16 protein-coding genes and 2 pseudogenes are annotated in these 20,692 nt (G+C 58.6%); 12 read left to right on the top strand and 6 right to left on the bottom strand.

Annotated elements, in window-relative coordinates; all coding sequences use genetic code 11:
• On the bottom strand, positions 1-846 hold the full coding sequence (locus J3489_RS27695; RefSeq protein WP_207003648.1) for an RNA polymerase sigma factor: 846 nt from the start codon (positions 844-846) through the stop codon (positions 1-3).
• Positions 847-1,226: 380 nt separating this feature from the next.
• Here J3489_RS27695 and J3489_RS27690 point away from each other — a divergent pair, with 380 nt between their 5' ends.
• A complete protein-coding gene (locus tag J3489_RS27690; protein WP_207003646.1) occupies positions 1,227-5,030 on the top strand; it encodes a hypothetical protein in 3,804 nt (1,267 codons plus the stop codon).
• Between the two features lie 134 nt (positions 5,031-5,164).
• On the opposite strand, the gene J3489_RS27685 is transcribed toward J3489_RS27690, so the two are convergent.
• The 4 genes from J3489_RS27685 to J3489_RS27670 all read right to left on the bottom strand — a co-directional run bounded on the left by J3489_RS27685 (position 5,165) and on the right by J3489_RS27670 (position 8,248).
• Positions 5,165-5,749 carry an alpha-ketoglutarate-dependent dioxygenase AlkB gene (locus J3489_RS27685; RefSeq protein ID WP_207003644.1) on the bottom strand — a complete coding sequence of 195 codons (585 nt, stop codon included), beginning with the start codon at positions 5,747-5,749 and terminating at the stop codon, positions 5,165-5,167.
• Between the two features lie 559 nt (positions 5,750-6,308).
• Positions 6,309-7,319 carry a site-specific integrase gene (locus J3489_RS27680; RefSeq protein WP_207003642.1) on the bottom strand — a complete coding sequence of 337 codons (1,011 nt, stop codon included), beginning with the start codon at positions 7,317-7,319 and terminating at the stop codon, positions 6,309-6,311.
• On the bottom strand, positions 7,316-7,630 hold the full coding sequence (locus J3489_RS27675) for a site-specific integrase (RefSeq protein WP_207003634.1): 315 nt from the start codon (positions 7,628-7,630) through the stop codon (positions 7,316-7,318). Before J3489_RS27675 ends, J3489_RS27680 begins: the two co-directional genes overlap by 4 nt.
• Before the next feature lie 6 nt (positions 7,631-7,636).
• Complete coding sequence (locus J3489_RS27670; protein WP_207003698.1) at positions 7,637-8,248, bottom strand: TetR/AcrR family transcriptional regulator; 612 nt, start codon at positions 8,246-8,248, stop codon at positions 7,637-7,639.
• 326 nt (positions 8,249-8,574) lie between these two features.
• On the opposite strand from J3489_RS27670, the gene J3489_RS27665 reads away from it, so the two are divergent.
• The 8 genes and pseudogenes from J3489_RS27665 (at position 8,575) to J3489_RS27630 (ending at position 15,576) form a co-directional block, all read left to right on the top strand.
• The gene (locus J3489_RS27665) at positions 8,575-9,381 is read left to right on the top strand and encodes an SDR family NAD(P)-dependent oxidoreductase (RefSeq protein ID WP_207003632.1); all 807 of its coding nucleotides are present in this window, start codon (positions 8,575-8,577) and stop codon (positions 9,379-9,381) included.
• Positions 9,382-9,409: 28 nt separating this feature from the next.
• Positions 9,410-9,511, top strand: a pseudogene (locus J3489_RS27660) (thioredoxin domain-containing protein); the annotation flags it as partial.
• Between the two features lie 119 nt (positions 9,512-9,630).
• On the top strand, positions 9,631-10,410 hold the full coding sequence (locus tag J3489_RS27655) for a 2-keto-4-pentenoate hydratase (protein WP_207003623.1): 780 nt from the start codon (positions 9,631-9,633) through the stop codon (positions 10,408-10,410).
• A 53-nt stretch (positions 10,411-10,463) separates the two neighbouring features.
• Complete coding sequence (locus J3489_RS27650; RefSeq protein WP_207003621.1) at positions 10,464-10,784, top strand: cytochrome b; 321 nt, start codon at positions 10,464-10,466, stop codon at positions 10,782-10,784.
• 329 nt (positions 10,785-11,113) lie between these two features.
• Complete coding sequence (locus tag J3489_RS27645; protein ID WP_207003619.1) at positions 11,114-11,674, top strand: TetR/AcrR family transcriptional regulator; 561 nt, start codon at positions 11,114-11,116, stop codon at positions 11,672-11,674.
• 105 nt (positions 11,675-11,779) lie between these two features.
• Complete coding sequence (locus tag J3489_RS27640) at positions 11,780-12,703, top strand: 2-dehydropantoate 2-reductase (RefSeq protein ID WP_207003617.1); 924 nt, start codon at positions 11,780-11,782, stop codon at positions 12,701-12,703.
• A 151-nt stretch (positions 12,704-12,854) separates the two neighbouring features.
• Positions 12,855-13,949, top strand: a complete 1,095-nt coding sequence (locus tag J3489_RS27635; RefSeq protein WP_207003616.1) for an enolase C-terminal domain-like protein — start codon at positions 12,855-12,857, stop codon at positions 13,947-13,949.
• Positions 13,950-14,223: 274 nt separating this feature from the next.
• On the top strand, positions 14,224-15,576 hold the full coding sequence (locus J3489_RS27630) for an MFS transporter (RefSeq protein ID WP_207003613.1): 1,353 nt from the start codon (positions 14,224-14,226) through the stop codon (positions 15,574-15,576).
• A gap of 738 nt (positions 15,577-16,314) precedes the next feature.
• Here J3489_RS27630 and J3489_RS27625 read toward each other — a convergent pair.
• Positions 16,315-17,049 (bottom strand): IS6 family transposase, encoded by a 735-nt coding sequence (locus J3489_RS27625; RefSeq protein ID WP_207003697.1) that lies wholly within the window; start codon positions 17,047-17,049, stop codon positions 16,315-16,317.
• Between J3489_RS27625 and J3489_RS27620 the strand changes: the two are divergent.
• From J3489_RS27620 to J3489_RS27610, 3 genes and pseudogenes are all read left to right on the top strand, one after another.
• Positions 17,041-17,163: pseudogene (locus tag J3489_RS27620) on the top strand (IS6 family transposase); the annotation flags it as partial. The gene J3489_RS27625 and the pseudogene J3489_RS27620 overlap by 9 nt on opposite strands.
• A gap of 332 nt (positions 17,164-17,495) precedes the next feature.
• The gene (hydA, locus tag J3489_RS27615; protein WP_207003610.1) at positions 17,496-18,932 is read left to right on the top strand and encodes a dihydropyrimidinase; all 1,437 of its coding nucleotides are present in this window, start codon (positions 17,496-17,498) and stop codon (positions 18,930-18,932) included.
• Positions 18,933-19,134: 202 nt separating this feature from the next.
• Positions 19,135-20,685: an ABC transporter substrate-binding protein gene (locus tag J3489_RS27610; RefSeq protein ID WP_207003602.1), complete on the top strand. Its 1,551-nt coding sequence runs from the start codon at positions 19,135-19,137 to the stop codon at positions 20,683-20,685.
• The last annotated feature ends 7 nt before the right edge of the window (positions 20,686-20,692 follow it).

The following is a 20,692-nucleotide window of genomic DNA, read 5'->3' as shown; positions in this document are numbered from 1 at the left end:
TCAGATGCTCCGTTTGTAAGCTTCGATTGCGCGGGTGAGACGTCGGTCGGCTGACCAGAAGGTGGTCCATTCAATGTTTAGGTCCTGCCTGATCTCCTTTTTCTCCTTGCCGTCCAGCAACCCTTCGAGGATGGCGAGCGACTCCGGATGCTGCGTCAATTGCGCTCGCAGAATCGCGATTCCTGTCTCGACAAGCGCAAGCTCCTGCAGCTCGCTGACTGTCTCCTCCGGTGATGCGTGGCCGTCCGCTGCGATCGTGTCGATCGCGGAACTGCCATCTTCAGTCGGAGGCAGCTGATGCTCGTAGGTAATGCTCACAGAACGCGATCCCTTCATATGCTTGTGGTAGTTGTGCGCGAGACTCTGCATCACCCCTATCAGAAACGGCACGAGCGCCACATTGGCCGGCTGCCAGTACCGCCGCTCTTCGATTACTGACTGAAAGGCATCCTGGAGCAGATCCCCAGCGTCGTCTGGCGACAGTTCGCGATACTTCCCACATATCCGTCCTGCCTCATATTGCAAAACCGCGAAGTCACGATCCGTCAATCCTGCAATCGCCGCTTGCACCTGACTCGGGGTTGCAACTGCGCCGCTGCTGGCCGATGGCCGTGAAACAGCTGCCATGGTTCCTAAAAACATCATCGCCTCACCTAGTAATGCTCCGTTCAGAGCGGTTTTCGACAAGATTCCAGAAATATTTTTCGATGTGGCAAAAAGAGGTGTTTTGCTCGATTGAATTTCGCTCGGTTTTGCGCGTACCGGAGTGTCTGCGAGACGAACGATTCCCGCGTCAGGACTCGGGATACCAGCCGCCAACGCACAGCTCATCAATTCAAGAGGCATAAATTGGAGTGCTCGGGCCCATCGGCACGCGCGCGACAGGTACGGATGTTAAGTCGGGCATCATCGTATTGTCATCCGGAGCGCGACCACTTTCCAGATTCCAGGAGTAGCTTTTCACCCCGACCCGGACGTAGCGCCGAGCGCGGCCATTGGACCTGGCTCACGGACCTGGATGCGCAATTTCTCACGATGCTGCGCCGCCCGTTTCCAGGGCACCGATACGATTGTTTCCGCGAATACGCACTCCTACAATCCTGCGTGCGTATCAGCGAGATCGGCCCTGCCGTCTACGACAGGTCTTTCGTCCTGTAAGGACGATCGGATTGCATTTGAATTCGGTTTGCTGTCGCCAAGAGAACAATGTAGTCGTCGGAGATCCTGTGAGTCTCATCACCGAAAATTTGCTAGATGACTGGGTAAGAGGGCATGCCGTCGAAGCCCAAGGCATCATCGTGGAGCTCGTTTGGCGCCTTGTTGCCGCATCGTCCCCGCAACCGAGGAATCGCCGTTTCCCGCTAGGCGACAGCATCGGCCAATCGGGCCCCGACGGAGAGTTGCAAACCATATTCGCCTGTGAGCCGTTCGTGCCGGAAGGTCGCTCGTATTGGGAGATCGGCACGAACCTGGATGCGGGCGACAAGGCGACGAGCGACTACCGGGAGCGCACCGAGGCTGTGCCAGCGAATGTGCGTGTTGAGTCCACGTTTATTTTCGTCACACCGCTTTCCGGTCGCAGGGGGTGGAAGGGCGATTGGAGGGACGAGAATCAGCTAGCCTGGCTCGAAACTCGCCAGCAGCGGAAGGAGTGGGCCAGCGTGCGCGTTATCGACGGCACGAAGCTGGTCGACTGGTTGCACGAGATGCCGGTGGTTGAGCTGTGGCTCGCAAAACGCCTGAATCTTGCCGTGCATCAGCTCGAACTGCCGGGAGAGCATTGGGCGCTTGTCAGCTCCGGCGAAGGAGATGTCGCGCTGACTCCAGCGACGTTCCTCGTCGGACGGGAGGACGCATGTGAACGGCTTGACGCGGTTCTGCGAGGTGACGTCGCGAAGCTTCGGCTCGAAACTCATCACCCGGGACAGGCTGTGGATTTTGTTTCAGCTTACATCGCGAGCCTTGAGCAGGAGCGGCGCGCAGACGTGGCAGGTAGCTGCGTAGTGATTTCTGGGGCGGACGCATGGACGGACTTTGTCGCACGACGCCAGCCCCATGTTCTGGTCGCCGATCCGGAGCTTGACGTCGCGAGTGAGCGGGGCGCACTGCTACTCGAAAAGGCTCGGCGGGCTGGTCATCGGGTCGTGTTCGCTGGGTCTCCTGGAGGCGTGAAGCAGCCATTCGCCGTACAACTGGCCACTCCGGCCACGCATGAGATAGAACGCACGCTAAGAGAGGCTGGCTTTCCCGACGAACGCGCTCGAATTCTGGCGCGCAGAAGCAACGGCGACTTGAGTTCGCTCGTACGTTGCTTCAAGGGAAACTCAGCCGTCCCGGGATGGGCGTCGGGACCGTATGCCGCAGATCTCGCCGTCGCTATGTTGGTGGGCGGATGGAACGAGGAGAAGGCAGACGACGTCGCTACGGTAGAAGCAATTTCAGGTAAGCCATACAACGACTGGGTTAGCGTGCTTCGCAACGCCGCTGTGGAACCGAGCGCTCCTCTGACACACCAGGATCGTGTTTGGAAATTCGTCTCACGACACGACGGATGGCAGGCGTTGGCGAGTCACGTCTATGACTCCCATCTGGATGCGTTCAAAGCGGCTGCGCTCAGGATACTGGCTGAAGATGCTCCCGAGCTGCAACTAGCGAAGGAGCGCCGCTACGCAGCAGGGATCTTCGGGAAGGCGTTCTCATATTCTTCGAGGCTTCGTGAAGGCATCTCGGAAACAGTCGCGTTCATGGGTGCGCAGCCGCGCGCATTGAGATCATGCACTGTCGGGCGCCCGGCGTGGGTTGCATCCCAGATTGTCCACGGGCTCCTCGAAAACGCTTCGGCGAGCCGTTGGGCGAGCTTGAACATGCTACTGCCGATGCTCGCAGAAGCATCGCCATCGTCTTTCCTCGATTGCGTCGACACGGCGTTGGGTGAAAAGCCATCGCCGTTTGTCGAGGTCTTCGAACAGGAAGATAGCGGGGCGTTCGGACGCAACTATCTGACTGGACTTCTATGGGCGCTCGAGACATTAGCATGGGAGCGGGAGCATCTGGGGCAGGTCGTGAACTGCCTCGCCGAGCTCGCCCTCCTTGACCCAGGCGGGAATTGGAGCAATCGTCCTTTAAATTCGCTCATCACGATTTTCCTCCCCTGGCTTCCGCAGACCTGCGCGCCGTTCTCCGCACGCCTCGCTGCTGTGGCAGGGCTCCAGCGGTCGTTTCCGGAAATCGGGTGGAAACTACTTCTCGGACTGCTTCCGAACGCCAACGTCTTTTCGAATGGCACGCATAAGCCCACCTACAGGGGTTCCATTCCGGAGGACTGGTCCGATTCAGTGGGTGACACGTCATTTGAAGAGCAAACCCGCGAATACATCAGGCTTGCCACAGACGCGGCGAAATCCGACAAGGCCAAGCTTGCCGACCTGGTAGCGAGGATTGATTCTCTGCCGTTGCCGTCATGGAACGACGCAGCGTCGCTGCTCGAGAGCGAGCAAGTGGGAGCGCTTGATGAACATGCTCGCTACGGGCTGTGGAAAGCCTTGTGCGAGATGATCGGGAAGCACCGTCAATTTCCCGGCGCGGCGTGGGCGATGCGACCCACTCAAGTCGATCGCCTCGCCGATATTGCGACCATGCTCGCACCTCAGTCTCCGATCCTCCGACATCTTGGCCTGTTCGATCCCAATGATCCCGTCACCTATCAGGACGATGGAGATTGGCACAAGCATGTACGGGTGCTGGCCGAGCGGCGGCGCACCGCCGTTCGCGAACTGCTGAGCCAAGGACATCAAGCGCTTGTCGAATTTATGGTCGCGGTGAAATCTCCGCGTTTGCTGGGGATTGCGTGGGGCGAGATTGGGAATACGGACGTTGATCGCTTGGTCCTACCAGCTGACCTTGTCAACGACGCCGAGTTTCTTCGTGACGGGGCGTCGAGCTATGCCTGGGCGAGATTCAGGAAGGAAGGTTGGGCGTGGGTAGATAGCCTATCGCTGCCGAACTGGTCGCCGACCGAGGCTGCACGTCTGCTCACTTCGTTGCCCTTCGGCAACGAGGCCTGGCAACGCCTCGAGACTCTCGAGTCGGCGGTCGGCGAGATCTACTGGGCTGCTGTCGGAGCGAATGTTAACATCGAGCCAGATGAGTTGCTGCTCGGCGTAAAGAAGCTTCTTGCGAACAACAGGCCCTTTGCGGCGATGCGGTTGCTCCATAGGGCGCTGCACATCGGACAAGAGGTATCAACCTCGCTCCTAACTGAGGTGTTCCTGACTGCTATTTCTCCAACAGCAGATTTCGCCAGTATCGGCCTACACGAGATCGGCAGGTTACTTGAAGAGTTACAGAGCAGGGCGGATGCTGGCGCCGACGCGGTGTGCAAAATCGAGTGGGAGTTTTTTGTGCTTCTGGATCGCCAACCTCAGCACAAACCGATTTTCCTGCATCGACGGATGGCGAGCGACCCAGATTGCTTCTGCGATTTAGTGAAGCTCGCGTTCCACTCGAAGAATGGCCCGTCCGGTTCGGACGATGGTGTAGATGCTGCTCTCAAGGAGAGGGTTGCGAGCAATGCTTATCGGCTCCTTGCTGGTTGGCGCATCTGTCCGGGACTTGGCGATAGCGGGCAAATAAAGGCCGCTGTTTTCACAGCATGGCTAGCCAGTGTTAGGCGAGAAAGCGCTGAAAGTGGTCATCTTGATGTCGCGATGAGTATGCTCGGCAAATGCCTTGCTAGTGCTCCAGCAGATCCGGACGGTCTATGGCTCGATCGGACCTTAGCGCACGCGCTAAACGGGCGCGACGCAGAGGCCATGCGAGGCGGAATGGTCACCGAATTGTTCAACTCGCGCGGAACCTATGGTTTTTCTGGCGGCGCGGCTGAGCTGGAAATCTCGAGACGATATGCCGATCGCGCAACAGCTATCGGTGAAGCCGGCTACCCTCGGTTAGCGCAAGACATACGTAAGCTCGCAGAAACGTACAGCAGCCAGGCTGAGCGCGACCGGTTGCGAGGCCCTTACAGCGCGTAGCTGATGAGAGTCGCTCAGTCCATGGCCCACCTAGACTGAGCGACGGACGCCATTCTCCACTTCTACAGCCATGTCTCCTCCGACCGTCGAGTCAAAAAGGTGAAACGGAAAGCAAAAGAGCATGATTACCTAAGTCAGAGGGCAAAGCAGCGGAACGCCAGACTGATCCGTGGTTCACAGGCTTGCGCCATCTTTGCGATTCCGTGTTCATGCGTCAACTGAGATTCATAGCTCATCACCAGGACACTTCCTGCCTCCAGATCGATGTGTCTGACGCGGCCCGTATCACGCCTTGGCCGAATTGACATGCGTCGAGTTGCACCTAATGACAGGACCGCGATAGGTTGGCCGATAACGAGCTTCTCAACCTTATCGCCGTGCGGTGCGACGCTGTCGTTTTCGTCACGATACAAATTCAACCCAACATGATTGAATGGAGCTCCCACCAGGGAGCGCATCACGTTGAAGGCTTCCGTCAAAGGCTCCGGCAATTCGGCTTGCGCATCTTCCGCATAGCCAGCCATCAGACGGGGAACGGCAACCTCGCGATCGTACATCATGCGACGGTAAGCACCCCAGCTAGCGTTACGCATTAACAGATCGAACCAGCGATGGGCAAGCTGTGGGCCTATAGATGCGGGCAGGTAACGGACTCCGCCTTCTTCGTCACGAACCACCGAAACGGGTTCAGGTCCGAAAAGAACTTCCTGAAAGGCCATCAAATACACCTCGAATCGCGCTGGTATTCAGCTTCGCAGCTGGCACACGCGACACATTATACCTGTGTTTTTATACAGTGTTTGGTGGTCGTGTACCGACTGCGATCGTCTACAACTTGAGCGGAACCTGTCCGATCGCCATGCGGTGGTGGCATCCCAGGACACCGGTCGTCGGCAGCTTGGGCGTTGATGCTGCCGGGACGATGAGCGGCGTGCGATTGTGGGCAGCCATGAAACGGTTCTTCCGGACCGCCGCCGAACAGCTTGACGGTGGCAATCCGCTACTTGCCGCCAGGCTGCGTCGCGAGTCAACACTGGATGCGATACACGCACGCCACCTACGCGCTGTCGCAACGCGCTGAACTGACAACGGTACGGGACAATCTGCGCCATGCCTCGATCGCGACGACTTCTCTTTATTACCGGCCGAAAGTTGTTATGTGCAGTGTCGAATCCCGCTCGCGATAGCAAAGGTTTCCGGTCGTAGGAACTCTACATAAAAGTTGGCCTGGATGGGGAGGCCCGCAGCCAACAAGCGACGTGCGTAACCTCCGCTGTCCTACAGCGAATGTAGCCATTCGAGCAGTGTTTTGTTCTGCTGCCAGGATGGGATCTTTGGAAGCGGCGCACCGTCGGTGGCTTTCTCGAGAGCCTTGCGCTTCATCTCAAGATTTGCGCGAGCATAGATCTCCGTTGTCTTCACATCCACGTGACCCGGGAAGTCGCGGATGATCTCAAGCGGCACGCCGCTCTGCAGCAGGTGCATTCCCTTTGTGTGCCTCAGGCTGTGAGGACTCACCCGTTGTGTGAAGTCGGGGTGATTTCGCCGTACAGGAATCACATACTTTTGCAGGAGATAACGTACACCCGAGCGCGATAACCGTGTGCCTTGCCGGTTCTGGAAGAGTGGCTTGTCGGCGTGTTCAGGACGGTCGAGGTTGTTGTTGCGTCGATACTGGAGCAGCAGTTCGACTGTCGAGTCCATCAAGGGCACGGCGCGCGGCTTTCGACCCTTTCCCATGAGCCGCACCTGCGATGGAGGATCCAGGCGCACGTCCCCCGCGTTCAGGTCAATCAACTCCTGTACCCGGGCACCGGTGTCATAGAGTACGCTTAACATCACTGCATCCCGACGGCCCTCAGACGTACGCAGGTCCGGTTGCGCGAGAAGCTGTGCAAGGTATTCCCTGGAGAGGTAACTGACACTGGGGCGCGGCTGTCGCCGCAGCGGAATCGCGAGGACCTGCCGACACTGCCGCAGGCGCTCAGGTACTTCCGACTGTACGTAGCGGTAGAACGCGTGCAACGCCGCGAGGCGATGATTCAGTGTGCTGACCGAAACGTGCCGGTCGTTGGCCAGGTGATCAAGGAATGCCTCGACCAGGGGTACGTCGATCTGTGCCAGAGACAGACGCTCCAGTGCGATTTCCCGCCCGTCACGACAGAATCGCAGCAGCAGGGTGAAGACGTCGCGATAGGCCTTGATCGTGTTGGGGCTTAGGTTGCGCTGTGCGGCCAGATGGTGTGTCAGGAAGTCGGTCACGAGCATGGAGAAATCCGTTGGTTTCATGATCCGTTCCTCCGCGGGATGACGTCACCGAAGGCGGCGCTGGTGCGCGCCGTGATCTCCGGAAACAGTTCGGCAATCAGATGCAGATAGCGCTGCGTTCCGGCGAGGAAGCGATGGCCCAGGTAGGTCGCCAGCACCGGGAGCTTCGCATCGAGGTCGGCTCCCTCCTGGCACCACCGCAGCAAGGCATGGACGGCAAAAACATGACGAAGATCATGTAAGCGCGGCCCCTTGCCTCTGCCGGCATGCGGGACCCCGCAGCGCAACAGCGCCGCCTTTGCGCTCGGCGGCCAGCGCAAAGATTTCGGCAAAGGGCCTCACTGCTTTGACACCGCTGACGCTCCGCCTTCGCTGTCCAGAAGGGCGAGAGCTGGCGCGATGACGCCTTCCAGCAGCGCCCGTTCCGGTCGAACGCGCGCCAACACGCGGACGCCGATGAGCACGCCAAGGAGATGATGGGCGAGGTTTGCTGCCGACAGCAATCGCGTGATCGTACCGTCAGCCTGGCCGGCCTTGACGCAACCCAGGAAGAATTCCTCGATCCGGACGAGCACGCCAGCGACGATCTTCTGGAATTTAGGATCGTGCGGCGCCACGTCGAGCGCCGCGTTCACCATCATGCAACCCTTGTGCTGAGGGTCGCCGAGTGAGCGCTTCAGGATCTCCGCGAAGAACGCTCTGATCGCATCGCGCGGCTCCAGTTCCTCGTAGCGCCGGATGCGGTCGGCAATGCTCTCTTCGACATGCCGGTCGAGCGCGCTCTCATAGAGCCCACGCTTGTCGCCGAAGGCGTTGTAGAGGCTGGCGCTGGTGATCCCAGTCTTTTCAACGAGATCACGCACCGACGTCGCCTCGTAGCCACAGCGCCAGACGCATTGCATCGCCGCGTCGAGCACGGCCTCTTCGTCAAATTCCCTCGGCCTTGCCATTCCCTGATCCATGCGATTTGAACCGGCGGACATCTTGCCATATTCACAGCCGCACTCTATTTTAGAACGAGCATATTAAAATCCAAGTCGGTGGGCGCCTCGACACGCCGCGCCCACCGACTTGAGTCCCTCCTGGGCCCGAGCCGGAACCCGGAAAGAATCGCCCCTATGGGATTGGAACAGCAACCCGCTCTGAAGGAGACGACCATGATCAGCTTTTATTTCCAACCTACTCAAGAACCACGACATCAAGAGGGTCAACGACGAGGAGACCAACCGCGCGCTCTTCCCGTCGAACTATCCGTCGGCAGCGTGAGGAGGCAATCATGAATATTGCAGGCAAACGCGTCCTCATCACCGGTGGATCGAGTGGCATCGGACTTGCCGTGGCGCAAGTGCTCGTTGCCAAAGGCGCAAAGGTCGCCATCTCGGGCAGACGGCCTGAGGTCGTTGCGGCGGTCGTCGATGATTTCAAGGCGAAAGGCACCATCATGCAAGGGGTCGTGGCGGACGTCGCCACGGCGCAGGGGCGTGAGGCGACGCTCACTGTCGCGATGGAGGCGCTGGGCGGTCTCGACATCCTTGTGAACAACGCTGGCGGTGTTCGGGCTGGCCGCCTGGAGAACACGCCTGAGGCCGAACTCCAAGCCATGATCGATGTCGACCTCGTGGCCCCGATCATGCTGACGCGCGCAGCCATGCCGGCGCTGCGCGCCAGCGGCGACGCAATGGTTGTCAACGTCGCCTCCAGCATCGCCCTCATCGGCGCGCCGTTCTACGCGACCTACGCCGCTGCCAAGGCTGGCCTCGCCCGCTTCGGCGAGGCGCTGCGGCGTGAGCTGAAGGGCGAGGGCATCCATGTGCTGACCGCCTATCCCGGCGGCACCGACACACCGATGATGAAGTCGAACCGCGCCGGGCCCGAGTTGGGCTTTTCGCTCGAGCCGGCCTCGGCCGTCGCCGCCGCCATCGTCGAGGGGATCGAGGCGAATGCCTTCGAGGTGATCCGGGGTGGCGAAGCGCGTGCCCAAATGACCGCTCTCAACCGCGACAACCCGGCGGCCGTCGACGAACGGTTCCTGGGTCTGAAACCTGCTCTCGAGGACGCCGTGAAGGACCATTCGGCGCTTTGACGGAATCATTCAAAGGAAGCAACCGAAAATGATTGATCTCTATTACTGGCCGACGCCGAACGGCCAAAAAAAAACGATGTTCCTCGAAGAGGCAGCGTTGGATTACACAATTCATCCCATCAACATCAGTGCGCGCCTATGCCCAGGGCGAACCCTATTCCGCTCAACCAGCCGTGACGGAGGAGGGCAAGAAGCTGCTGTTCGGCCAGACGGCGGCAAGCGTTGTCAAAGCGTGATCGGGGCGACGGAATGACGGGCGCGCTGGCTAAACTGGCCGACCGCCAGTGGCGGGATTACCGCGCGCGCGAGCCCGGCACCTGTTTCGCAGATCCGGGCTTTGTCCTGAGTCTGCCGCAGGCATACGATCTTCAACAGGCCATCACGGCTTTGCGGGTTGCGGCAGGCGATCGTGTCATTGGCTACAAGGTCGGTTGCACCGGACCGGGTACGGTCGCGCAATTCGGGATGGAAGGCCCGATTCGCGGCTGCCTTTTCGACAGCGAGATCCGCCAGACTGGTGACAAACTCGACATCGCCGCCTTCGCTCATTTGGCAATCGAGGGCGAAATGGCCTTGCGGATCGGCGATGACGGTCAGATCGCAGCCGCGTTTCCCGTCATCGAACTACATCACTTCGTCTTCAGGGCGCCGCGCCCGACGCTGATGGAGTTGGTCGCGAACAACGGCTTGAATGCCGGCGTCGTCTTGCCGGACGAGCCTTGGTTGTCATCTCGGACTTTCCTTGCGAAGCGAGCCACGCTGTCGGTCCGCGTCAATGGCAACCTGCTCGGTTCGGGCGAGCTGTGGCCGCTTCCCGGCGGGCCGTCCGCGTCGCTGAGCTGGCTGCGGCGTCATCTCGCCGAGTACGGGCTTGCTCTCGTCCCCGGCCATATCGTGCTTGCAGGCACGCCTTTGGGCCTCTATCCGGTCGAACCCGGCGACCATATCGCCGTCTTCATCGACGACGACCTGGTGGCCCAATGCTCGGTTAGCCGAACAAGCCGCGTGTCGCACCCACAAACCGAATAGTCGCGGCCGGCAAGCGCTTACAGATTGAGTGGCAGCTTCTATGGAGATAGTCGATGAGCCCAAGCCGAGTCGGCCGATACACTCCGCTGGCCCAGGCGCTGCACTGGACCACGGCGGTACTGATGTTGGCGTTGGTAATCTTGGCATGGGTGTTCATGTCCGAACCCGACCAAGCGGGCGACCGGTTCACCTACATCACTTTGTACAAATCGCTCGGACAGACAATCTTCTTCCTCGCTGTATTCAGGCTGGTCTGGCGACGGTTGCACCGGCCGCCGGCCATGGCCGGCAGGATCGCTCACTGGGAATTGGCGGCGGCGCGGTGCAGCCACTGGCTGCTCTACGCCTGCGGATTCAACCGGTGGACGCAATAGTTTGCTGAAATCGTTCGGCTGGCGTTTCGTAGTTCAGGGTTTTCCTGGGACGCTCGTTCAATCGCCTCGCCACGGTTTGGCACATTGCCGTACGACACGATGCGGTACTGGAGCGGATGCTGCCGCCGCAACACGATGACGCATCCGGAAGTGAGACGGCTCGGTAACGATGCGATCGGCGCCTCCACTGAGGCGCGCATGCCGGTTATAGACGGGCTGCGCGTCGCTTCTATCAGGGCCGACCAGGGCAGCAGTCGAAAGGACCTTGACATCCGATTGTGTACCTAGTAGTTTGTTGTCCATCTAGTGTCAGGCTCTGGTGTGCAGCAATGAGTAAGAGAGAAGAGATTATTGAAGCAACCAAGGCTCTGCTTTGGCAGAAGGGATACGAGGCAACGAGCCCTCGGGATATCCAGCTCAAGAGCAACGCGGGGCAAGGAAGCTTCTATCATCATTTCCCAAGTAAGCAGGCGTTGGCGCGCACCGCCATCGAGGAAATCGTGGACGAGCGCATATCTGATTTCGAAGAAGTAATGGCCCGTGAAGGCCGCTTCAAGGATCGCATCTCGACTTACATTGCACAGAATACCAAGCCGCTGTTGGGGTGTCGGGTAGGTCGGCTGGTATGGGATTCAGCGATTGACGATGCAGAGTTGCGGCGGCCGTTGGCACACTACTTTCGGCACCTCGAGACGCGACTGATAGCAACGCTGGAAGGAGAACAAGCGGCTGGGCGTGTCAGGTTGACAATACCGGCGTGGCAGATCGCGCTTATGATCATGTCGGTCGTGCAAGGTAGCTACACGGTCAGCAGGGCGATGGGAAAAGCCCGCGCTAACGACGCGCGAGCAGCCCTCCTGGCTTTTCTCGACTTGGCCATCGTCGATTAATTTTTTTTTGATGGAAAGTGTACCTACTAGTAGGTACGTGATTCCGTATAGGGGGGCCCCAGCGAACCGAAGGGCTCCAGATATTTACCCCAATAAGGATGACATATGAAAATCGCTGTCTTGGGCGCTGGAGGTGTCGGCGGGTATTTTGGGGCGCGGCTCGCCGCAGCTGGCTACGATGTAACTTTTGTCGCTCGCGGCAAACATCTGGAAGCAATGCGCAGGAACGGTTTGCGCGTTTCGAGCCCGCTTGGAGACCTCGTCGTCGAAACCCCCAAAGTTGTTGAGGACGTGAGCGCCGTCGACAAAGTCGATCTTGTACTGGTGGCGGTCAAGCTCTGGGATACTGAAGCGGCGGCCAAGTCACTCAAGCCGCTGGTTGATCAAGGCGCGGCGGTCCTTTCGTTCCAGAACGGTGTTCATAAGGACGAAATCCTGGCCAAATATGTGCCAAAGGCGTCGATTATCGGCGGGGTCTGTTATATCGCAGCCGTGATCTCCGAGCCGGGCGTCATCGCCCATTCCGGCGCAATGCAGAAACTTGTGTTCGGCGAATATGACGGTAGCCGCTCCGTGCGTGTCGAAGCGTTTTACCAAGCGTGCGTGAAGGCGGGCATCACCGCTGAAATCAGCGATAACATCGGGCGCCTCATCTGGGAGAAGTTCGTGTTCCTCGTCGGCTTGTCCGGCACGACGGCTTCAATCCGCAAGTCCATTGGCCCCATTCGCGAGAACCCCCGTACGAGGGCGTTTCTCCTGCAGGTCATGGACGAAGTCGTCGCCGTCGGGCGCGCAAAGGGAGTCGACCTGCCGGTCAATTTTGCAGAGGACAGACTGGCGTTCTGCGACACCATCCCCGCAACCATGACGTCGTCGATGCACCAGGACCTCGAACGAGGCAATCGTCTCGAACTGCCTTGGCTGAGCGGCGGCGTCGCCGAGTTCGGTGCGCAGTTGAATATTCCAACGCCGAAGAACACCGCTATCGCCGACATCCTTGAGCTGTACGCCGCTGGTACGCATCAGTAGGCCTGTTTGCAGCCAAGATCAAGATTTCGGAAGATCCGACTGGCACTCGCGAGCCGGGCATCATTCGAGCAGGTGTCACCGTTCCGTCGCGACGCGTGCGCCCGCTACACCCCGGCATGCGAGGTCTTTCACTTGCAGAGGTAATTCAGACATGACGTCTCATCCCATCAGGATCCGGTCATTGAATGCCGTCGCAGTCTCGGTACCCATGAAACGTCCCTTGGGCACCAGTGCCCAAACAATCCGCCACGCGCCGCTGCTTCTGGTAACGCTTGAAACCGAAGGGGGCGTATCGGGCCAGGCATACGCGTTCTGCTATCTCGAATCGGTGGCTCGCTCCTTGCGGGTGATGGTTAGCGACCTGAATGAGTTCTTGGCCGGACAGGAACTGGCACCCATTGAACTTTCGAGGTCGATTGCACGATATTTCAAGCTCACTGGTCTTTATGGGCCGCTTTGCATGGTTGCATCTGTGATCGATGCGGCTGCCTGGGACGCACTTTCGATTTCGGCAGGCTTGCCGCTCGCCACTTTTCTAGGCGGAACAACGGAGCCGATCCAAGCCTATAACAGCAACGGTCTTGGGTTGATGCCCCCTGAGCGCGCGGCCGACGAGGCTGAGGAATTGGTTTCAACCGGCTTTCGCGCGGTAAAGATGCGGTTGGGGCGTCCGAGCTTCGCCGAGGATGTCGCTGCAGTTCGCGCTGTGCGCAAGCGGCTGCCCGACGATGTATCCGTTATGGTTGACTTCAATCAGGCGCTGAGTTTTGCGAGCGCGATGGAGTACTGTCCCTTGCTGGACGACGAAGGGGTGTACTGGATTGAGGAACCGATCCGACATGACGATTTCACGCATACGGCAAAAATCGCGTCGTCAACGCGAACGCCAATACAGCTCGGCGAAAATCTTGTGGGCGTTGCGCCATTGTTTGATGCGCTGAAGGCGGACGCGACCGACTATGTCATGTTCGATCTTGACCGCATTGGCGGCGTGTCCGGGTGGCGACTTGCGAGCGGCCTGGCCGCAGCAACAGGACGCCAAGTCTCGTCTCATCTGTTTCCGGAAGTCAGCGCGCATCTGCTCGCGGCGACTCCAACGAAGCATTGGCTTGAATATGTCGACTGGGCCAATCCGGTGCTTCAAGAGCCACTACGTATTGCGAACGGAATGGCCATCCTGTCTGATCAACCGGGTAATGGCATCAAATGGGACACGGAGACCGTCGAAAGGTATCGGCTTGTGTGATGCCGCGCAGGATGGAGATGTCAGGAGCACTCTCCCGACTCTGTGACCGCTAAACTCCCCCGACTATTCAGCAGCGAGCAACATTCAACTTCGTTTTGTACATAGTAGTTGGTACACAATCTTGAGTAAGGAGGCAGGAACTCATTGCTGGAGTATTGACAGTCTTAGGCTACGCGATGCGTCGGCGAGAAGGGTTTGGCGGCGCCTGGCAGTGTTGATCGATCTGTATTGTGTGGCATCCAAACTATTCGAGAATATGTAACTGGAGACATCGATGCGTGAAGAGCAACTCGCCGCGTCCGCGCTGCGAAAAATCAATCGCCGCTTTATTCCGCTGCTATTTATATGTTTCGTCTCGGCCTGGCTCGATCGCGTCAACATAGGCTTCGCTGCGCTTACCATGAACCGGGATATTGGCCTGTCGGCTACAGCCTATGGGCTCGGTGCGGGCATTTTCTTCCTGACGTATGTTGTTCTCGAACTGCCTTCCAACCTCTTGCTCGAGCGTTTTGGCGCACGCCGCTGGATAGCTCAGATCATGTTTGGCTGGGGGATTTTTTCGGCCGCGATGGTGTTCGTGCAAGGAGAAAAATCCTTTTATGCGGTACGTTTGCTTTTGGGCGCCGCTGAGGCGGGTTTCGTGCCCGGGGTTATGTTTTTTCTTACTCTTTGGGTGCCAGCGGCTGCACGCGGCCGCATGATCGCCGGCTTCCTGGTGGCGATGCCTGTAGCCAGTGTGATAGGGGCTCCGCTGTCAGGCTTGCTGATGCAGCTCAACGGAATAGGCGGCTTGCACGGATGGCAATGGTTGTTCCCCATAGAAGCACTACCGGCGCTTGCGCTTACGCCAATCATTCTCCGAACGCTTTCCGACACTCCTGCGCAAGCTGAGTGGTTGACCGATGCAGAGCGAGATTGGTTAAATCGCAGTTTGGCCGCCGAGGCCGTGAAAGCTCCCTCGGGTCACGGAGGTGTGCTGAAGCGCCTCTTCAACCCTTTGATGCTGGCGCTAGGGGTTGCATATTCAGGTGCTAACGGCATTAACTTTGGGTTGAGTTTTTTTCTGCCTCAGATCGTGCGCGCATTCGGCCTGTCGGTAGTACAAGCCGGCTTCGTAGTCGCAATTCCATTCACTGTAGCGGCGATCGGGATGATTTGGTGGGGTCGTCGATCCGACCGCTTGGGCGAGCGTCGCTTTCACCTGGTAGTACCGCTGATGCTGGCAGTGATCGGCTTGGCGGGCTCCACGCTCGTAGATCCGCCAGTGCTGAGGCTGGCACTCCTATGCCTTGCTGCCTTCGGCGTGTATGCCACGTTGACCATTTTTTGGACATTACCGGCGGCTTTGCTTCCCGCCGGCACTTTAGCGGCAGGCGTTGCGGTCATGAACTCAGTGGGCAACCTGTCTGGTTTCGCTGGTCCCTATGTCGTGGGTGCGATTAAAGAAGCGACTGGCAGTTTTGCAGGTGGCATGCAAGTCGTCGCGGGTTTCGGTATGGTCGCTGTCGGACTAGTGCTTCTGATAACGCGTAATGCGACGTGGACTAAGAAGGCCAGCGTACAGTCCAAAGAGCAAAGCTCGGAAATGGTGTACGAAGAGATTGAAGCAAAAAATAGAAGGTGGTAAAGGTTTCAGTTGAGAATAGGATTGTCGAAATCGGAAACTTGCGGCCGCCGCATCGATTCGAGTGAACGTGCCGAAGGCGCGCGGTCGGTGAGGATAAGGCTTGAAATTCAATTCATCGGTCGTGCCGCCGTACGTGTGGAATGTCCCCGCGCGTGAGTGCAGCGCTGCCAGGCGCTGTATCTGAATGTCATCTCGACGGGCGACACGATCGAGGCACCGGGTCCATTCGAGAACATGAAAGGGGAACACCGTGAAGATTGCCAATGTAGAGTCCATGCAACTGCGAATTCCCTTGGCGGGAGGCGGCCGGTTAGAAGTGGGATCGTAGGGCCTGAGCGTTCAGCATGTGAAGGGGCAACGTGACATTGGTTGCCGGACTGCAAACCATCCCAACATCGCAGGAATCACCAAGCGCCCTCCGGTGCGCGCCCGTTCTCGTAACTCCCCGATGGGCAGAATGTGGAAGTGAAGCTATGGCGGGGCCGCTCGGGCAACGCCAGGCGAAAGGGAACGAGTAAGGCCCCTCGGAGAGAGACACGGCGAGCGCGACGGAAGCGCGGCTTGCAAACGCAATTTCATAACGAGACAAATCTGGAAATGCAGATCGGAATACCTGCCGAGACCCGCACTTACAAAACACGCGTGGCCGCGACGCCCGAAACGGTCAGGAAGTAGGTGTCGCAGGGGCATTGTCAAGTTGCCGAAAGTGAGACGGCACGACGGCAGGTGTGACGACTATCAGAAAGCAGTCGACGGATTTTGGGCGAGTTCGGCGAATTCGCACGATGCAACGAACCGGGCTGCGAGTTCTTTGCGATAGAGTGAAGCGCGCAGCAAATTCCGCTTGAGAGCGAAATGTTGTCGAATCGGCCCGAAGTACGAGAGAAATTTCTGTGTACGTTTAGGGTCGCGAAAGCCGCGTATGCGGCGCTCGCGTTCGCGGGTCGGTTGGTGGCTGTTCTCCGCGCGGTTGTTCAGTTGGGCTGCCGCTTTGACGAACACGTGCTTCACGTTCGCAAGTTCTGGGATCTCGGCTTTTGCCGCCGGATAGCTGCGCAACTGAACGGTGACGATCTTGCGCGGCACCAGACTCGAGCGCAGCAAACGCTTGAAGAAGCGTTTGGCCGCGGCCTTGTCGCACCGCTTTTGCACCAGGATGTCGAGTTCCGCGCCATGCTCGTCCACCGCACGCCACAGCAGGTACGGTTCGCCACGCAGCCTGACGAACATCTCGTCGAGGTGCCACGTGCTACCCGGCTCGCGTCGTGCTGCTTTCACCCGGTGAGCAAAGCCCTTGCCAAACTTATCGCACCAACATCGGATCGTCTCGTATGTCACCGTTATACCGCGCTCAAGGAGCAGTTCCTCGATGTCGCGCAAGCTCAACTGAAAGCGGAAGTACCAACGAACAGCGCAACTGATGACCTCGGCTGGGAAACGGTGGCCGTGATAAAGCGATTTCGATTTCGTCATCACGCCATCTTACGTGATCGACCCAACAACCTGACAATGCCCGCCAAGGGGCAGATGAAAGACAACGGCGCCCGACAAACTCCCGCCGAGCAGTTCTATTCGTTGGCTACATAAGCAGTCCTCTTCATATCAAACTTTGCTCACCCTGCAATCGTTATCGCGACAATGCCTTCGGCGATCGCCCATCGGGCAAGCCGGATACATGCGTGCAGACCGTTTCGACATCACGAAAAAGAAGCTTGCAAAAGACGTCGGGCCCATGCATGCACGAAAAGTACGATTACCCCAATCTCTTCCTGTTCTTTCGTGCCACCCGGTCTGTTGTCAGCAATGATGTTGACAACATATATGCAATATTGCAAGCATACGAAAAATTTTATTGACATTTTTTTGGAGCGCTATACTCCGGCAGGCTTGTCGACAAGATCCGTTTGACAGGAGCATCAATGAGCGCAGAATTTGACCTCGTGGTCCGCAACGCCAAGGTGGCGACAGCCAGCGATACGTTCATGTCCGACATCGGCGTGGCCGGCGGCCAGATAGTTCAACTGGGTGTAAAGCTGTCGAAGGGAGCGCGCGAAATCGACGCGGAGGGCCGCATCACGACACCGGGCGGCATCGACGCGCACTGTCACTTCGATCAGCCGATTCCGCCGCCCGCAAGAATGGCGGACGACTTCGAGTCAGGCACGCGTTCGGCGGCCTGCGGCGGCACGACCACGGTGATTCCATTTGCTGCTCAACAAAAGGGCGGTTCGTTGCGCGCGGCGGTCGACGACTACCATCGGCGGGCAAATGGTAGGGCGAGTATCGACTACGGTTTTCATCTGATCGTGACTGACCCCACGCCCGAAGTCGTGGCGAACGAACTCCCGGCGCTCATCGCGCAGGGGTATTCGTCGTTCAAGATCTATATGACCTACGACGATCTGAAGCTCGACGACGGTCAGATCCTTCGCCTGCTCGCACTCGCCCGATCGCATGGCGCAATGGCGATGCTCCATGCGGAAAACACCGAGTGCATCGCCTGGCTGACCGAGAACCTGCTCGAAGCGGGGCTGACTGCGCCGCGCTATCACGCGACATCGCGGCCGATGCTGGTTGAACGGGAAGCCACGCATCGGGCGATCAGCTTGGCAGAGCTGGTGGATGTGCCGGTGCTGATCGTCCACGTCTCCGGGCGCGAAGCGGTCGAACAGATCCAGTGGGCGCGCAGCCGAGGGTTGACGGTTCTGTCGGAGACTTGCCCGCAATACCTTTTCCTCACCGCCGACGATCTCGGTATTGACGACGGTTACAAAGGCGCCAAATGCGTGTGCAGCCCGCCGCCACGCGACGCCGCCAATCAGCAGGTGATCTGGGGCGCTCTGGCCGACGGTACGTTCACCGTTTTTTCCTCTGACCATGCACCGTTTTCGTTCGATGACGACCTCGGCAAAAAGCCGGGCGGCGGCGAAGTGGCGTTCCCCTACATCCCGAACGGTATCCCGGGCCTCGAAACGCGTCTGCCGTTGTTGTACTCGGAAGGCGTACTGACAGGCCGGATTTCGCTCAACCGGTTCGTGGAACTGACTGCCACGAATCCGGCGAAGACCTATGGGTTGCATCCGCGAAAAGGGACAATCGCGATCGGGTCCGACGCAGACATCGTGGTTTGGGACGAACACCGTACGCCACTCACCAACTCGATGTTGCACCACGCTGTCGATTACACGCCGTATGAAGGCTGGGCGCTCGACGCGTGGCCGGCCTATACGATCGCCCGGGGCGACGTTGTGTGGGACGGACGGCAATTTCTCGGGACGCCGGGCCGAGGATGGTTCCTTCCACGCGGGTTGCCGACCATCGTCCCACGCAAGCCGCCGGGAAACGGCGGTAAATGAAGCTGTAACGTGATGTGTCAGTCTGCCGGTCACCGCAAGCAAAGGATAGGTATCCAAAATATCTATGAATCTGCATCGCCTTATTCCATCTCATCGAAGCGAGGAGTGCGTCATGTCGAAACTGTACGACGGCAGCTGCGTGTCAGCGTTGGCACGGGTAAGAGCCACCTATGTTGCACGGTTGTTGATAGCGGCGGTTGTCATGTCAATTGGCACTGGCTCGGCGCCCGTGCTGGCCCAGAGCAACAATTCGGTGCTGCTCGTCGCGGGGCCACGCACCCCGGAATCGCTGGATCAAGAGTACCCGCCCACGGAAGCGGGTCACGAAGCGCGCCGCAATATCTATGAGCGCCTGCTGTCATATGAGATGAAGCCGGGCGAGAACGGTGTCATGGTCGAGAACTTCGACAAGTTGAAGGGCGCGCTTGCGGAGAGCTGGGAAACGTCGCCGGATAAGAGTTCGATCACGTTTCACTTGCGCAAGGGCGTAAAAAGCTACGCGGGCAATACGCTCACCGCCGACGATGCCATGTGGACCTTCGAACGCGGATGGAATCTGAAAGCCACGTTCCGCTGGTACATGACGCAGGTGTTGAAGATCAAAGACTTCAACGCGGCGTTCAAGAAAATCGACGATCAGACCGTAAAGGTGACGTTGCCCACGCCGTCGCCGCTGATCGAACGGCTGTGGGTGAATAACGATCTTGGCATCATCGATTCAGTTGAAGTCAAGAAGCACACTACGCCGGACGACCCGTGGGGCTCGCGCTGGCTTGCAAGTCATTCCGCGTCATTCGCGCCCTACCAGGTCACCAAATATGCGCCCGGGCAAGAGGTGATCTACGAGGGCAATAAGAATTACTACCGTGGCGCGCCGAAACTGACGCGCATTATCTTTCGCGAGATGCCGACTTCGGCAAACCGCCTGGCCGCGCTGGAGGCCGGCGCTGTCGATGTAGCGGAATGGCTCGAGCCGCGCGAGCTGGCCACGCTCGAAAAATTGCCGGCCGTAAAGGTGTGGAAGGTCTACGGCAATTACGTCCAACGCGTGGAGATGAACAACACGATGGCGCCGTTCAATAACGAGCAGGTCAGACAGGCGCTGAACTACGCGGTGCCACGCGACCAGATTCTGAAGTCGGTGTTCTACGGTACGGCGCGCCCGACCAAGAGCCCGGATTCCGAGATCTATCCCGCGTACACCGACAAGTATTACAGCTATTCCGAAAATCTCGACAAGGCACGCGCTCTTCTGAAAGAAGCGGGGCTCGAAAAAGGTTTCAAGACGCAGCTCGGCTATCCCACGGGCGACCAGACGGAAGAGGAAGTGGCGATCATCCTGAAGACGGCTTTTTCGAAGATCGGAGTGGACGTCGAATTGGAGAAGCTGCCAGCATCCACGTTGGTTGAGCGCTATTCCAAGGGCGAGATCCCGATGTACTTCTTCCGCGATATGGCGATCGTACCCGATGCTGCGTACGTCACGAACCTATGGCTCAACAGCGCATCGCTGATCAACTACTCGCGCTACAAGAACCCGGAGGTGGACAAGCTGATCAACGACAGTCTGTCGCTGACCGACGAGGCGAAGCGCAAGACGTCGATGGAACGCGTGCAACAACTCGTCATGGAACAGGCGCCTTGGGTGTTCCTGATCAACCCCGGTTACCAGCTCGCGACCCGTGCGAACGTGAAGGGCTATAGCTGGAACACGACGAACGGCAACACCTGGTACGACTTTTCCAAGAGCTGATCGAGGC

It is taken from the genome of Trinickia mobilis, from assembly GCF_017315705.1.
GTDB classification, from domain to species: domain Bacteria; phylum Pseudomonadota; class Gammaproteobacteria; order Burkholderiales; family Burkholderiaceae; genus Trinickia_A; species Trinickia_A mobilis.
The sequence above is the reverse complement of the archived record's forward strand: the minus strand, read 5'-3'. Positions and strand labels throughout refer to the sequence as shown.